Annotated in this window: 17 protein-coding genes and 1 pseudogene; 4 read left to right on the top strand and 14 right to left on the bottom strand. The window is 70.8% G+C overall.

Annotation, left to right across the window (positions count from 1 at the left end; genetic code table 11):
* Positions 1-175: GntR family transcriptional regulator (locus tag ETD86_RS45285; protein ID WP_138672808.1), on the bottom strand; the 175-nt coding region annotated here is incomplete at its 3' end.
* Positions 176-279: 104 nt separating this feature from the next.
* Here ETD86_RS45285 and ETD86_RS45280 point away from each other — a divergent pair.
* On the top strand, positions 280-1368 hold the full coding sequence (locus tag ETD86_RS45280) for an FAD-dependent monooxygenase (protein ID WP_138672807.1): 1089 nt from the start codon (positions 280-282) through the stop codon (positions 1366-1368).
* A 19-nt stretch (positions 1369-1387) separates the two neighbouring features.
* Positions 1388-3010 carry a DUF2207 domain-containing protein gene (locus ETD86_RS45275; protein ID WP_138672806.1) on the top strand — a complete coding sequence of 541 codons (1623 nt, stop codon included), beginning with the start codon at positions 1388-1390 and terminating at the stop codon, positions 3008-3010.
* 11 nt (positions 3011-3021) lie between these two features.
* On the opposite strand, the gene ETD86_RS45270 is transcribed toward ETD86_RS45275, so the two are convergent.
* Positions 3022-3930, bottom strand: coding sequence for an asparaginase (locus ETD86_RS45270; protein ID WP_138672805.1), 909 nt, complete (start codon positions 3928-3930; stop codon positions 3022-3024).
* Positions 3931-3990: 60 nt separating this feature from the next.
* On the opposite strand from ETD86_RS45270, the gene dtd reads away from it, so the two are divergent.
* Positions 3991-4416 carry a D-aminoacyl-tRNA deacylase gene (dtd, locus tag ETD86_RS45265; RefSeq protein ID WP_138672804.1) on the top strand — a complete coding sequence of 142 codons (426 nt, stop codon included), beginning with the start codon at positions 3991-3993 and terminating at the stop codon, positions 4414-4416.
* Positions 4417-4449: 33 nt separating this feature from the next.
* Here dtd and ygfZ read toward each other — a convergent pair whose 3' ends face one another.
* From ygfZ to ETD86_RS45245, 4 genes are all read right to left on the bottom strand, one after another.
* Positions 4450-5388 (bottom strand): CAF17-like 4Fe-4S cluster assembly/insertion protein YgfZ, encoded by a 939-nt coding sequence (ygfZ, locus tag ETD86_RS45260; RefSeq protein WP_138672803.1) that lies wholly within the window; start codon positions 5386-5388, stop codon positions 4450-4452.
* 50 nt (positions 5389-5438) lie between these two features.
* Complete coding sequence (locus ETD86_RS45255; protein WP_138672802.1) at positions 5439-5852, bottom strand: Fur family transcriptional regulator; 414 nt, start codon at positions 5850-5852, stop codon at positions 5439-5441.
* Between the two features lie 328 nt (positions 5853-6180).
* Positions 6181-6477 carry a DUF2470 domain-containing protein gene (locus tag ETD86_RS45250; RefSeq protein ID WP_138672801.1) on the bottom strand — a complete coding sequence of 99 codons (297 nt, stop codon included), beginning with the start codon at positions 6475-6477 and terminating at the stop codon, positions 6181-6183.
* A gap of 5 nt (positions 6478-6482) precedes the next feature.
* Positions 6483-6971 (bottom strand): heme-binding beta-barrel domain-containing protein, encoded by a 489-nt coding sequence (locus tag ETD86_RS45245; protein ID WP_138672800.1) that lies wholly within the window; start codon positions 6969-6971, stop codon positions 6483-6485.
* Positions 6972-7094: 123 nt separating this feature from the next.
* Here ETD86_RS45245 and ETD86_RS45240 point away from each other — a divergent pair, with 123 nt between their 5' ends.
* Complete coding sequence (locus ETD86_RS45240) at positions 7095-7457, top strand: DsrE family protein (protein ID WP_138672799.1); 363 nt, start codon at positions 7095-7097, stop codon at positions 7455-7457.
* Between the two features lie 140 nt (positions 7458-7597).
* On the opposite strand, the gene ETD86_RS45235 is transcribed toward ETD86_RS45240, so the two are convergent.
* From ETD86_RS45235 to ETD86_RS45200, 8 genes and pseudogenes are all read right to left on the bottom strand, one after another.
* Positions 7598-8401, bottom strand: coding sequence for an ArsR/SmtB family transcription factor (locus tag ETD86_RS45235; protein WP_138672798.1), 804 nt, complete (start codon positions 8399-8401; stop codon positions 7598-7600).
* A 101-nt stretch (positions 8402-8502) separates the two neighbouring features.
* Entirely contained in the window at positions 8503-9351 is an 849-nt protein-coding gene (locus tag ETD86_RS45230; protein ID WP_138672797.1) for an ABC transporter permease, read from the bottom strand.
* Positions 9348-10343: an ABC transporter ATP-binding protein gene (locus ETD86_RS45225; RefSeq protein WP_211370718.1), complete on the bottom strand. Its 996-nt coding sequence runs from the start codon at positions 10341-10343 to the stop codon at positions 9348-9350. Before ETD86_RS45225 ends, ETD86_RS45230 begins: the two co-directional genes overlap by 4 nt.
* Positions 10340-11428, bottom strand: coding sequence for a hypothetical protein (locus ETD86_RS45220; RefSeq protein ID WP_138672796.1), 1089 nt, complete (start codon positions 11426-11428; stop codon positions 10340-10342). Before ETD86_RS45220 ends, ETD86_RS45225 begins: the two co-directional genes overlap by 4 nt.
* Positions 11412-12014 (bottom strand): sigma-70 family RNA polymerase sigma factor, encoded by a 603-nt coding sequence (locus ETD86_RS45215; protein ID WP_211370717.1) that lies wholly within the window; start codon positions 12012-12014, stop codon positions 11412-11414. Before ETD86_RS45215 ends, ETD86_RS45220 begins: the two co-directional genes overlap by 17 nt.
* Before the next feature lie 317 nt (positions 12015-12331).
* A complete protein-coding gene (locus ETD86_RS45210; RefSeq protein ID WP_138672794.1) occupies positions 12332-13048 on the bottom strand; it encodes a type 1 glutamine amidotransferase in 717 nt (238 codons plus the stop codon).
* Positions 13038-14267 carry a MurT ligase domain-containing protein gene (locus ETD86_RS45205; protein ID WP_138672793.1) on the bottom strand — a complete coding sequence of 410 codons (1230 nt, stop codon included), beginning with the start codon at positions 14265-14267 and terminating at the stop codon, positions 13038-13040. Before ETD86_RS45205 ends, ETD86_RS45210 begins: the two co-directional genes overlap by 11 nt.
* Positions 14268-14413: 146 nt before the next feature.
* A pseudogene (locus ETD86_RS45200) lies at positions 14414-14814 on the bottom strand (ATP-binding protein); the annotation flags it as partial.

The raw sequence follows: 14814 nt of genomic DNA, 5'->3' as shown, positions 1-14814 counted from the left end.
CCACGACGCCCTCCTGGGCCAGCACCGCCAGTGCCTTGGTGGCGGTGGCCAGCGCGACCCCCCAGTCCCTGGCGAGCTGCCGGGTGGACGGCACCCGGTCCCCAGGCCGCAACCTGCCATCGGCGATGCGCTGCTTGATGTCGCCCGCGATCCGCGCGTAGGGCGGAGTGCTCATCGAACCTCCTGTACTAGTACAGATTGCCTCAGAATACCGTTGCCACCTGCTGTATGTACAACGTACATTCAGTTCTGCGTACAACGTTACTAGGAGGCAGAGCAATGAAGGTCCTTATTTCCGGCGCGAGCATCGGTGGCCCCGTCCTGGCGTACTGGCTGCGGCGGCAGGGCGCCGAGGTGACGGTCGTCGAGCGGGCACCGGCCCCGCGCAAGGGCGGCCAGGCCATCGACATCAGGGGCGCCGCGCTGACCGTGGCCGCGCGGATGGGCATCCTGGAGCAGGCCAGAGAGCTGCGGACGACCATGCGCGGCATGTCCATGGTGGACGGCGACGGCAACGAGATCATGCGCAGCACCGAGGGAACGTTGAGCGGCGGCAACTTCGACAGCCCCGACATCGAGATCGTCCGTGACGACCTGACCGCGCTCGTCACCGCGGCCGCCGACGCCGGCTACATGTACGGCGACTCGATCGCCGCCCTGGCCCAGGACCCCGGCGGCGTGGACGTGACGTTCGAGAGCGGCAGGCAGGATCGGTACGACTACGTGGTGGGCGCCGACGGGCTGCACTCCAACGTGCGGCGGCTGGCGTTCGGCCCGGAGGAGCGCTTCATCGAGCACCTCGGCATGTATGTCTCGATCTTCACCGCGCCCAATCACCTCGGCCTGGACCACTGGCAGACCTGGTTCCGCGAGGGCGACGTCGGCGGCGCGCTCTTCAGCGACAGGGACCCCGACGTCATGCGGGTCAACCTGGGGTTCGGCGCGGGCCCCATCGCCTACGACCACCGCGACGTGGAGCAGCAGAAGCACCTGATCCAGGAGCACTGCTCCGGGCTGCGCTGGGAGATTCCGAAGCTCCTGGAGGCCATGTGGGCGGCCGACGACTTCTACTTCGACGCCATGGCCCAGGTCAAGATGGAGCGCTGGTCGACCGGCCGGGTGACGTTGGTCGGCGACGCGGGCTACTGCGCCTCGCCGCTGTCCGGGCAGGGCACGAGCCTGGCCATGGTGGGGGCGTATGTGCTGGCGCAGGAGCTCGGCACGGACCCGGCCACCGCGTTCGACCGCTACGAGCAGCGCATGCGGCCCTTCGTCGCGCGGAACCAGGCGCTCGCCGTCGAGAACCCCGGCCAGGGCGCCGCACCGGAGAGCGTCCAGCTTGCCGCGAACGGCATCACCTTGGACTGAACCGATACGATTTGCCGCCATGACGGGTATCAGACTCACGATGGCCGCCCTCGGGGCCACCGCTCTGACATTGATCTCTCCATCGTGGACTTCGGCTCCCGCCATGGCAGTGGAGGCCGGGTTCACGGACGAGGTGACGCTGACCCTCGGCAAGGACGGCACCCTGCACGTGGTCGAGAAGATCAGCGGGGCCTCGAGTGGGCTGAAGCGGACCTTCCTCACCAGGACGCGGTACGACGACAGCTACGACCGCGTCTACCAGATCGCGAACGTCAAGGGCGGCACCCTCACCGGTGACGTGCTCACCGTGACGGGCCAGACCGTCGAGTACGACGTCAAGGGCGCGGTGACGACCTCGGGCGGCGTCGAGGAGCTGCGCTGGTTCGCGGTGAACGGGTGGAACCAGCCGGTGGCCAAGGCCACGGTCAAGGTCAGCGGCCCGGGCCAGGTACAGAACCTGACCTGCTTCGCCGGCGAGCTGACCTCGGCCATCGGCTGCACGTCGGCCTCCATGGACCACGCCGCCACCCAGGCCGACTTCGAGCAGGAGAACATCGCGCCCGGCCAGGCCCTGACCGTCGTGGTCGGCTACCCGGAGGGCTCCAGCGGCGGCGCTCCGATCCTGGAGAAGCGGTTCTCGCTGGCGGCCGCGTTCACCCTGAACACCGTCACCGGCGGCGCCCTGGCGGGCCTGCTGCTCCTGCTGCTCGGCGGGGTCGGCCTGCTCTACTGGACACGCGGCCGCGACGCCAGGGTGGTGAGCCACGAGCAGGGCGCCGTCGATCCCGTACAGAACGGGCATTTCTCGCCGCCCGACGGGGTGCGCCCCGGGCAGATCGGCACGCTCGTGGACGAGCAGGCCGACGTGGTGGACGTGACCGCCACGATCGTGGACCTCGCCGTCCGCGGTTACCTGCGGATCGACGAGCAGCCCCGCCAGACGTACGACGCGCCCGACTGGCTGCTGGTCAGGCTGCCGAACGCGCCCGTCAACACGCTCCTGCCGTACGAGCGCGCGCTCTACGACGCCATCTTCGACGGCCGGGACATGGTGCTGCTGTCGCAGATGTCCGGCTCCTTCACGGCCCACCTGGGCAAGGTCCGCGACGCCTTGTACGCCGACGTGGTCAAGCAGGGCTGGTTCGCCCGCCGCCCGGACACCGAGCGCACCAGGTGGACCACGATCGGCGTGGTGCTGATCGGCGTGGGCCTGGTGGCCACGGTGGCGCTGGCCTGGTTCACGACGTACGGGCTGCTGGGCCTGGCCGTGATCATCGCGGGCGGCGCGCTGGCGGTCGGCGGCCAGTACATGCCGGCCAAGACCGCCAAGGGGGCGGCGGCCATGGCGCACACCATGAAGTTCCGGGAGTACCTGTTCTCCGGCGAGCTGGGCAACGTGCCCGAGCAGCACCGGGTGGAGTTGTTCTCCCGTTACCTCCCCTACGCGGTGATCTTCGACGGGGTGGAGCACTGGTCACGCGTGGTGGCCTCGGTGACCGGCAACGGGAACCAGACCGACAACCTCTACTGGTACCACGGGCCCGCGGAGTGGGACCTGTCCAAGTTCGCCGGCTCGATGCGGACGTTCACCACGACCACGTCGGGCGCGATCTCCGCGACCCGCCAGTTCCGGACCCTTTAGCCCGAATAAATCTAACGCAGCCGCACCTCGCCGACCGGGCGCCCCCCGCCGAGCACCGGCGGGGTGGCCAGCTCGGCCAGCTCGGGAGCGTCCAGCCCCAGCGAGCGCAGCGCGGCCACCGTGACGGGCACGCGGGCACGCTGCGACCCGTCCTCGATCTTCACGGTGCCCGCCCGCCCGTCCTCGAACACGAACGCGTCGAACGCCTCGGCCCCGGCCTTCAGCATGAGCCCCGGCAGCGCGCGCATGAGCTTGGCCTCGGGGCGGCCGGTGCCGGACGTCCATTCGGGGTGGGCGCGCATGGCGTCGAAGATCTTGCGCTCGTACGAGTCCGGCGACGACATGGGGAACGCCCGGAACGCCCTCGTCACGCCCAGCATCGACACGAAGAACAGCGGCGCCCCGCACCCGTCCACGCCCGAGGCCGCCACCCGCTCCCCTGTCAGCTCCTCCACGGTCTCCCTGATCGCCCGCTGCAGCGGGTGCATGGGCCGCAGGTACGTCTCCAGCGGCCAGTCGTTGAGCACGCAGGTGGCCAGCATGGCGGCGTGCTTGCCCGAGCAGTTCATGAAGACGCGGCCGCGTTCGGTCACCGTACGGTCGAACGGGTAGTCCTCCGGGCACAGCAGAGCCGACTCCTCCAGCCCCGCGCCCGCCAGGATCTTCCTGGCGCCGTCCACGTGGAACGGCTCGCCCGAGTGCGAGGCGCAGGCCAGGGCGAGCAGCTCGCCCTCCAGCCGCAACCCGCTGCGCAGCATGCCGAGCGCCTGGAGCGGCTTCATCGACGACCGCGGCGAGGCCGGTACGTCCACCGCGCCCCGCGCCTCGACCGGGCGGCCTTCCGCGTCCACGGTCAGCATGCGAGCCTGATGCGTGGACTCCACGAACCCGGACCGGACGACTTCCACGACCAACGACATTTCCCCACCCCTTTCGGCATGAGTCTACGAATGGTTTTTCCTGGGCCAGAATGGGATCCCATGCGAGCAGTGGTGCAGCGAGTGAGTTCAGCGTCCGTCGAGGTCGAAGGCCGGACCGTCGGGGCGGTGACCGAGCCCGGCCTGCTCGTCCTGGTGGGCGTCACGCACACGGACACGCGCGCCGAGGCCGCCAAGCTCGCCGCCAAACTCTGGGGCCTGCGCATCCTGCACGGCGAGAAGTCCTGCTCGGACGTGTCCGCGCCGCTCCTGGTGATCAGCCAGTTCACCCTGTACGGCGACGCGCGCAAGGGCCGGCGGCCCACCTGGCAGGCGGCCGCCCCTGGGCCGGTCGCGGAGCCGCTGGTGGACGCCGTGGTGGACGAGCTGCGGGCGCTGGGCGCGCACGTGGAGACGGGCGTCTTCGGCGCGGACATGAAGGTGTCCCTCGTCAACGACGGCCCGATCACCCTGGTCGTCGACATCTGACGGACGCACCCGCCGGATGCGGCGCCGCGGCGTTCAGCGGATGCGGCGTCGCATTGCCGGGTCGATGGCGACGTTGCGGCCCGCGTCCGGCGGCACGACGACCTCCTGGGCCGCCGCCACCCCTCCGGCCAGCAGCGGGGCGTCCACCGGCACCGTACGCTTGATCACCGCCAGCGCGATCGGCCCCAGCTCGTGGTGCCGGGCGGCCGACCCGACCACGCCGACCTCCTGGCTCTCGAAGATCACCGGAGCGCCGTGTGCCGGCAACGTGTCGACGCTGCCGTCGAGGTGCAGGAACACCAGGCGCCGCGGCGGATGCCCCAGGTTGTGCACCCGGGCCACCGTCTCCTGGCCCCGGTAGCAGCCCTTGCTGAGGTGCACGGCCGAGCCGATCCAGCCCACCTCGTGGGGGATGGTCTTGTGGTCGGTCTCGAACCCCATCCGCGGGTGATGCGCCTCGATCCTCAGCGCCTCGTACGCCCACAATCCCGCAACCGGCTTGCCCAGATGGTCGGCCAGCTCCGCGCGCGGCACCAGGAAGTCCTCCGTGGCCGTGGAGAGCACGGCCAGGTCGTCGGCCCGCGACACCTCGACGCGGAGCATGAACCGCATCCGGTCCAGATAGTCGATCAGGCTCTGCGCGGTGCCCGGCTCGACGTGGGCCAGCACGCTCTCACCGTCGTCCACCAGCGTCAGGTGGTGCTGCACGCGGCCCTGCAGGTCGAGGTCCAGCGTCTGCGTCCACTCGCCCGGTTTCAGCGTGTCGAGCCTCTGCGAGGTCAGGTCGTTGAGCCATTTCAGCCGGTCGGCGCCCGAGATCCGGACCACCTCCCGGTTGCTGCGGTCGACGACCGCCTCGCCCTTGGCCAGCGCGCGCTGCTCGGCGTACAGGTCGCCGTAATGCGCGGCTACGTCGGAATCCGGTGCGTCGGCCGCGACGGCGCCGGGAAGATCGAGCAGAGGGCTACGCATGCCCTCCAGGCTATCCGCCGCCACGTCTGCGGCCGACAACGGCCGCCGGACTACCGGCAGTTGCGGCAGCGCCCGAAAACGGTCAGATGATGGACGTCGGCGGCGAACCCCATCTCGTCGTCGAGCCCCTTGACCAACCCCTCGGCCAGCTCGGGCCGCACCTCGAACACCTCGTCGCACCCCCGGCACACCAGATGCACGTGATCGGCCTCGGCCGCCAGATGGTAGGTCGGCGCCCCGTGCCCGAGATGCGTGTGGGTGACCAGCCCCAGCTCCTCCAGCAGCTCCAGCGTGCGGTAGACGGTCGAGATGTTGACCCCCCGCGCCGTCTCCCGGACCTTGACGCAGATCTCCTCGGGCGTGGCGTGCTCCAGCTCCTTGACCGCCTCGAGGACGAGCTGGCGCTGCGGGGTGACCCGATAACCCTTCGCGCGGAGTTCCTCGTGCCACTGCGTCTCGGCCATGCCCCGAGTCTACGACCCGGCGATATTCACTTGCCCCCTCCGCGGACTACCGCATAGCTTCATGAGTACGCGGAAAGGAGGTGGTCCGAATAATGGTTTCTCATAGTCGGGCTAGCGAGGTGGTTGTCCGCTGACGTCGCGGACACCTTGTCTCGTCTCGTGACGTTGGCGAAAACGAGGCAACCACCGGGGCCCCTGGCAGCCGGAGGGCGGGACGTTTGATCCCGACCATGGTCCATCCGGCCCGTCTGCACCGCAGGCGGAGTGATGCCTGGGGCCCTTCTTCATGCCCTGCCTTGATCAGCCGAGACCCCCCAGAGCGGGCCGATCAGTGCTCTCCACGAACAGGGATGCCGAGCTCGCCGCACGCCTCGCGATAGAGCGTCACCACGGCCTTGCGCACCTGGGCGCGCTCGGTGAGCGTCTCGCCCCAGGACACCCGGACCCGCTCCCCGCCGTCGATCGTGAACTCGATCGCCTCGGCGTCCACATCGCTCGTCACCGCCGTCGTGGCGTCGGGCCGCCCGCCGAGGCCTCGTACGATGATCAGCGCGTCGGCGGCGTGGTCGTCGTTCATGTGGCGCTTGATCGCCTCGACGGCGTCAGCGGTGAAGGGCGTGCTCATGCCGGTCAAGCTACCTTCTTCAGCTCCGCCGACATATGGTCCGTGAGCGGGTGCCCGACGGCCGCCATCTCGTAGGCCCACATGAGGTTGCCGTTGACCAGCCCGTACAGCCGATGCCCCGCCGTGTACTCCTTGGCGGTGGAGGTGCGGGCGACGACGTCCGTACGCAGCTCGATCTTGTGGAAGACGACCTCGCCGATATAGATCTCGACGATGCCGGTCGGGTGCGCGAGCACCACCTCGATCTGCCTGTCGGGCTGCGGCCGCCAGTATCCCGACTCGGTGGCGAGCGGCCTGACCCGGTTGCCTTCATCGTCGAGCAGCCAGGTGCGGCTCACGTAGCTCAGGAACGGCTTGCCGTTGTGCCCGAACTCGATCTCTTGCCCGAAGTTGAAGCTCTCGATCGTCGGATAGCCGCCGACGCCTGCGCCCTCCCACCGGCCGAGCAGGAACGCGATCGGCTCCAGTGCGGGGTGCACCTCAGGTTCTTCCATGTTGTCCAAGCGTAGTGGCGCGCCGCGCCCGGACGGCCTCGGCAGGCGGACGGGATCGCGGACGACGGCCTCGAGCCCCCTTCAGATCCGCACGCGGTCTGCTTCGGAGCTAGGGTTGCGAATATGGCACGATCACTGGTGATCAAGGTGACCGCCGGGGCCGACGCACCCGAGCGCTGCAACCAGGCCTTCACGGTCGCCGCCGCCGCACTCGCGAGCGGTGTCCCCGTTTCCCTGTGGCTGACGGGCGAATCGTCATGGTTCGCCCTGCCGGGACGGGCCAAGGAGTTCAGCCTGCCGCACGCCGCGCCGCTCGCGGACCTGCTCGACGCCGTCCTGGCCGCCGGCCGGGTGACGCTCTGCACGCAGTGCGCTGCGCGCAGGAACATCACGGTGGACGACGTCATCGAGGGGGTCCGCATCGCCGGCGCGCCGGCGTTCGTCGAGGAAGCGGTCTCCGAGGGCGCCCAGGCCCTGGTCTATTAGGGCAACCGTCCGGTCCCCGAACGCCGCCGGCCCGTTCTCGAGCGGGATCGGCAGACGGGAGGCGATGAGCCCGCTTCGGGTGGTGCCGCTGACGAGCGTGGCCCAGGAGTTGAGGGCGCTGATCCGCCGGACCGTGCGGGTCATGCTCCCTTCTCGTCCTCCATGGGCAGGGTCTCGCCGGTCTCCAGCAGGGTCTTGAGGTTGGACAGGATCGCCGGCCAGCCCTGACTGATCGACTCCCTGACGGCGCTGCCGGGCTCGAAGCCGTCGTGCACGATGGTCAGCTTGACCATCTGGCCTTGCGGCTCGATGTCGAACGTCACCTTGGACCGGGGCTCCGCGGCCCACTTGGCGACGTCGTCGGCGTCGAAGCCGAAGACCTTGGCGAAGTCCTGCGTGAACGTGTGCCAGGTGTAGGCGAGGCGGCGGCCGGGCTCGGACTCCAGCACGACCTGCTCGGGGTCCTCGATCGTGACGCCGCCCTGCTTCCAGGTCACCGTCGAGCCGACCTTCCAGTCGGACTCCAGGGTCGCCCCCCAGTAGCGCTCGGTGAAGGCGGGCTCGGTGAGCGCCTGCCAGAGGCGTTCGGGTGTGGTGTTGATGTACGTCGTGTACACGAAGTCGGTGCCGGACACTTGGGTGCTCTCCAATGCGGTCTTGAGATCGGCCAGCGCGCCGGCGCGGTGACGGTCGTACTGGCTGATCCAGCGTTCGGCGATGGCGTTGATCGGCACGGCGTTGAGGTAGTGGAGCTTCTCCCGCCCGCGCCACACCGTGGTGACCAGGTTGGCCGCCTCCAGCACGGCCAGGTGTTTGCTGACCGACTGCCTGGCCATGTCCAGGCCGGAGCACAGCTCGCGCAGGGTCTGCCCGTTGCGGGCGTTCAGACTGTCCAGCAGCCTGCGGCGACTCGCGTCGGCCAGTGCCCTGAAAACCTCGTCCATCGTCCGCCGTCCCGAATATGCAGCCATTTGGCTGCATGGCCGACAATAGGCGCCCAAAAGGCTGCATGTCAACCATGGTCACCCTGGAGCGGTTGCGCGGCTCACAGGTCGCGGCGCTGGAAGGCCACCGCCGCGAGCCCGAGCACGAGGGCGGCCCAGAGGCCGGTCCAGGCGAGGTAGGCGATCGTGAGCGGGGCCTCGCTCAGAAACGGGTTGCCGCTGAACGCCTCGCTGAACTGACCCCGCAAGGTCGGGTCCTGGAAGGCGTTCATGGCGCCGCGCCAGAGGCCGTCCGTGGGAAGCAGTATCTGGGACACGGTGCCGACGTGGGCCACGCTCTCATTGCCGAGCGCATTGCCGAAGTTGCCGACCACGCCTGCGATCCAGGTGGCGCAGAAGAGGCCGATCGCCATGATGCCCGAGGCCATCGGCGAGATGACGGTGGACAGCAGCAGGCCCAGGGTGAGCAGTACGGTCACCTGGGCCGCGAGCAGGCCCAGACCGACCGCCAGTCGCGGCGGCCAGTAGCCGACGGTCGCCCAGACGACGAGGCACTGGGCGAGCGCGGCCAGCACGACGAAGCCGCTGCCGAAGGCCACCAGCCCCAGCCACTTCCCCACCAGCACCGCGGAGCGGCGGATCGGCCGCGCCAGGACCGCCAGCGCCGTCCCTGACTCGATCTCGCCGGACAGGGTGGGGCCGGCGAGGAACGCCGTGCCGAGCGTGGCGATCAGGCTGAGGCCGAACATCACCAGGTTGAGCACCACGGAGGCCGCCAGCTTGGCCTCCCCGCTGGTGAGCGTGCCGAATTCGGCGACGATGCGCGAGAACCCCCAGGCGCTGAGCGCCAGCAGCAGGATCGTCAGCCCGGCGAGGGCGCGCAGCACGCGCCGCCGAGAGGCCTCCTTGACGGTGAGGGCGGCGATGGTGAGCATGGTCCGGGCGGTCATCGTGAATCTCCGCTCTGCCCGTCGCGGAGGATGTCCAGCAGTCGCTCCTCGAGGCTGATCCGTACGGGCTCGACGGTGTGCACGCGCACCCCGAGGCCGACCAGGTCGGCGACGAGGTCCGGCACGGTGGTGGTGTCCTGGTCGGCGGGCAGCGTGACGGTGAAGGAGCTCCCGCTGCGGGTGAGCCGGCCGGCGGCGGCCAGCCGCGCCTCCGCCTCCGCGCTCACCCCGTCGAGCCGCAGCCGCAGCTCGCGCCGGCCGAGCAGCTCCTCCAGGGTGCCGGACGCGGCGACCTGGCCCTTGTCGAGGATGACGACCCGGTCGCAGACCCGCTCCACCTCGCCGATCAGGTGCGAGTTGAGCAGGACGGCGACCCCGCGGTCCTTGAGGGACAGCAGCAGGTCCCGGACGTCGGCCCGGCCGATCGGGTCCAGGGCGCTCGTCGGCTCGTCGAGGACGATGAGCTCCGGGCGGGCCACGAGCGCGACGGCCAGCCCCAGGCGTTGCTGCATACCTTTGGAGAAGCCGCCCACCCGGTCGCCGGCGCGGTCGGCGAGGCCGACAGCGGCCAGGCATTCGAGCCGCTCCCGGGGCGGCACCGCGACGCCGGCGAGCCGGACGTGCAGGGCCAGCACCTCGGCGGCGGTGAGCCACGGCTGGTACCGGAAGAGCTCCGGCAGGTAGCCGACGCGGGCCCGAGCGTACGGGTCCCGCGCTGGTCGCCCGAGCAGCAGCACATCCCCCGCGCCAGGCCGGACCAGACCGAGCAGGATCTTGATGACGGTGGTCTTCCCGGCTCCGTTCGGTCCGAGCAGGCCCACCACTTCGCCCCGGCCGACGGTGAGGGACACGCCGTCGACCGCGGTTCGCCGCCTATAGCGCTTGTGCAGATCCGAGCACCATACCGCCGGTGCGGGAGGCAGCTCGGCGACCAGCCGCTCCGCGGCGTCAAGGGAGGGGCCGCCCTGCTGGGCGGTGGAGTCCGCGCTCACCGGTCCCACCGCAGCCCGCGGGCCACCGACAGCACCTCGTCAGCGCTCAGCGAGCCGGCCACCGCGGTGACGACACCGCCGTCCGCCCACACCACGCCCGCCATCGTGCCACCCTGCGAGGTGAGCACCGTGGCCGGCACCCCGCCGACCTCGGCGGTGGATGTCGTCAGTTGCTCGACCGACTGGAACAGGGGCAGCGTCGTCCCGTCACCGGAGAAGCTGCGCAGCTGCGACGCGACGTTCTCCGGCAGAACCTGCAAGGACAGCAGGTAGTCGCGGGCCGTCGCGAACGGGACACCCGCGGAGTACGCGGTGGGTGCGACCGCGCGTGCCACCATCAAGGCCGGCATGGGGCGGCCTTCGGACCAGACCGCGGCGAGCCCGGGGCCGGCGACCAACCGGAACCGGCTCCCATCGAGGCCCGGGGGTGGTGGCGGCGCCGTCTTGCCGGCTGCCGCCGCGGTCTGCGCCGACTTCGCGGCCGAGAAGGTGAACACCCCGCTCACCCGGCCGAGGACGTGGTACGTGGGCTCTCCCGTCACGCCGCGGGGCAACGCGCCCACCCGTGGGACGGACAGACCGGTGGCCTTCCGCGCGGCAGCGGCGTCGGCGACCTTGCGTATGTCGATGTCCTCGATCACCTCGACCTCGCCAAAGGCCGAGAGTTCGGGCATTTTGATCAGGTCGGCCCTCGGAGCGGTGACCGGGGTGATCTGCTCGGTCCGGAAGATCTGCAGCCAGTCCGCGGCAGCCGCGGCACCGGCTCCGGTCAGCAGGATGACGACGCCGAACACGGCGACCACAGGGTTGCGCAGCGCCGCACGCCAGCGGCGGGCGGGGGCGGCCGTGGCCGGCCCCGCCCGCCCCTCGGCGGCGACCGCGCGCGACAGGCGCCGCCACCCCGTGTCCACGTCCGCGGCGAACTCGACACTCAGCGCCGCGGCGGTGAGCTCCGCGTCCTCCTGGGCGGCTGCCAGCCCGGACAGGCACACCGGACAGCCGGCGACGTGCTCGCGGTCGGCGTCGGCGACGCCGGCCGGCTCGTCCAGGAGCCGGCGCAGCGTGCCGTCAGTCGGATGGCGCATGACGGTTCAACTCCTTGCGCAGGGCGGACTCGGCGCGTCGCACGATGGTGCCCACGCTGCCGGGAGAAAGATCGAGAGCGGCGGCGACCTCGGCGTAGCTGAGGCCGCCGTGCCGTAGGACGAGGGCAACGGCCTGCCTGCGGGGAAGCCGTGCCAGCGCCGCACGCACGCGGCGGCGCTCGTCGAGGGTCACGACCGCGTCGGCGACATCCGGGCAGGCGGCATCGCCGCCGTCGGCGGCCTCCTCACGGGAGGCGCGACGACGACCGGAGCGGAGGTGGTTCAGCGCGGTGTGCGCCGCGGCGACGGACAACCATCCCAAGGCCTCCCCGGCCGGCACCGAGGAGCGTCCGAACGCCAGGAACACTTCCTGAGCCACGTCCTCGGCCTCGTCCCGGGTACCGAGCACCCTGGCGGCGACCGCGACGACTTTTGGATAGGACGTGCGGAAGACCTGTTCGAGGTCGGCTCGGACAGCCCCTCGTCCCGGAGGACTCAACACCACCACGCCGTCCTTCCGCTCGGCTCGCCTGGCCACCGGCAGCGCGGCGGCATGTGCGCTCCGGCCATGCCCTACAACGTCCACATCTGTAAAGCACCGCCGGCGCCCCACATGTGACACCGGGTGTTGAAGCATGCGGCCGGACGCCGATCGAGTGCCGAGCCACCTCGAATGTGGCCGGCGCCCTGCTGGACGGCGAGCCGACGATCAGGAGACACCACTGATCACCACAGCCACCTACAGCGACGCCGACGTGGCCACGGCGCCCATCGGATCGTCAATGCCTGTGGGCGGCCCGCTCGATGCGGGATCCTCCGTGCTCGCCGACCGGCCACGACACAATCCTGATCAGCCTGATCACGTCGCGGAGCGTGGAGGTCGGCCGGCGGGCCGGTGGGCGGTCAGGTTTGTTGCAGGACGGTCGCGAGACGTTCCTGGCGGAGGGCCTCGTAGCGGGAGTCGTCGAGCGGGGCCAGCGGTCCCAGCCGCCACGACAGCAGCAGGTCGGCCAGCGCGGGGTTGCGGGCGAGCGCCGGACCGTGCAGGTATGTCCCGACCACGTGTCCCGCGTAGCACCCTTCGAACCCGTCCCCGTTGCCCACGCCCTTCACCGTCCGGGACAGCGGCTTGACGCCGGGGCCCAGGTGGGTGACGCCCATGTGGTTCTCGAAGCCGGTCAGCGTGGGCAGGTTGAGCGTGGCGTCCACCTCGGCCACCAGCTCGCCCACCGCCCGGGCGGGGCCGCGGGCGCTGGCGATGTCCAGGAGCCCGATCCCGTCCACCGGCTGGCCTTCCTCCCCGCCGAACGTGCTCCCCATGATCTGGTAACCGGCGCAGACCGCCAGCAGGGCGGCCCCGGAGGCGACGGCGCGGTGCAGGCCGCCGTCCCTGCGCAGGCGCTCGGCGGCCAGGATCTGGGGCCGGTCCTCGCCGCCGCCGATGAGATAGATGTCGCCGCTCTCCGGGACCGGATCCGCCGACCGTACGTGGATCGTCTCCGTCTGGATGCCCCTGCGCTGTGCCCGCTGCTCCAGGACGAGGACATTGCCCTGGTCACCGTACGTGCTCAGCAGGTCAGGGTAGATCCAGACGATGCGCAGGACGCTGTCAGACGGCACGACCGAACTCCGATCGGATCTGCTGGAAGGCGGTGTAGTTGGCGATCACGTCCACGCGGCCCGGCGACTGCATGGCCAGCGCCTCCGTGAACGTGTTGCACAGCGTGAACGGCACGTCCGCCACGTCGAGCCGGAGCGCCAGGTCGAGGCGGCGTTCGCCGGTGACGAAGACGGGACGGCCACGCAGAATGCGGTAGTCGACGTCCCACAACCAGGATGTGTCGCGACCGTCAGGGCCCTGCGCGTTCACCGAGAGGATGATCGGCAGCTGCGGGTCCGCGACGTCGAACGCCTCCAGCCAGCCTGCCGGGTTCTTCGCGAGGAGCAACCGGGCGTGCCGCCCGTCGCGCTCGACCGTCGTGTAGCGGCCGGCCACTGAGGTGACCTCGCGCAGGTGAGGCAGCGCCCGCTCCACCGGCACCCCGAACGCCTCCGCGACCGCCAGCGCCATCACCGCGTTGGACCGGTTGGCCAGGCCAGGAAGCTGGATGTCCAGCAACCACCGCTGCCCGCGCGGGTCGACGGCCATCTCGTCGTCCAGCGCCCACTGCGGCTCCGGCCGGTGGAACGTGCACTCGCGGCACGCCCAGAAGGCGTCCTTGCGGTCGAGCGGGCCGCCGCACTCGGGGCAGCACCAGGAGTCTTCCTTCCACCGCTGGCCGCCGGCGACCCAGGTGACCTTGGCCGCCGTGGAGGCGCCCCAGGTGACGAGCGGGTCGTCGCAGTTGGCGATGACGTGGGTGGGCTTGCCCGACAGCGCCCTGCGCCACTTCTGGGCGAGCAGCCAGATCTCGGCGGCGCGGTCCATCTGGTCGCGGCTGAGGTTCATCAGGCAGACGACGCCCGCGCCGGTCGTGTCGAGCACCTCGGGCAGGTATTTCTCGTCCACCTCCAGCACGCCGTACGGGGCCGTCTTGTGCTGGGCGAGCGCCGAGACGTGGCCGGCGGGCATGTTGGCGCCGAACGCGTTCGTGGCCACTTCGCCGAGCTCGAGCAGCGCCGAGGTGATCAGCCTGGTGGTGGTGGTCTTGCCGTTGGTGGCGCTGACCAGGGCCAGCCTTCGGTCGTGGGCCAGCTTGCGCAGGAGGTCGGGCTCGAGCAGCAGGCCGACGCGCCCGCCGATCACCGATCCGTCGCCGCGCCCGGTCATCCTGGACAGCGTGGCGGCACTGCGTCCCAGGGCGCTGGCGAGCTGAGCCCGCAGAGGAAGCTGGGTCATGCCCAAGGATCCTAGTCGGCGTTGGTCACAAGTCTGGTGACGCGCGCGGAAACACGGTCCCGCCGACGCCCCCGGGCCGGGCACTCAACGGTTGCCGTCTGGCGCGGGCTGAGGTCCTTGGGGAGAGGGGGATGGCCGGAGCGGGGTCAGGGCGACGTCAGGACCGAGGAGTCGGCGAAGGTGATCTCTGGGACGCCGCCGTGCTCGAACGGCAGGACGAAGCGGCGGGGCCAGGACAGGACGCCTTCCAGCCAGCCGGCCCCCATCGTCTGCCCCACGTGCCGGATCCGCGCCGACGCCTCGATGCCGATCGCCACCGTCGTGATGTCCCGCTGCACGCTTTCGTTCTCGTCGTCCCCCAGGACGACCCGCCACGCGAGCGCCCGGTTCCGGTCCACCTCCATGGACAGCGGGTGGTGCCGCAGCGCCTTGGCCCGGTGGCCGAGCAGCTCCGTGTGCACCCGATCCGCCGGGGCGGCGCCGTTGCCGTTGGGCGAGCGGAAGAGCGCGTACTCCATCGGCGGGGCGGGGTCACGCAGGTTCGGGG

Source organism: Nonomuraea turkmeniaca (genome assembly GCF_005889735.1).
GTDB classification, from domain to species: Bacteria; Actinomycetota; Actinomycetes; order Streptosporangiales; family Streptosporangiaceae; genus Nonomuraea; species Nonomuraea turkmeniaca.
Note: the sequence above shows the minus strand (reverse complement) of the source record. Positions and strands in the feature narration are given on the sequence as shown.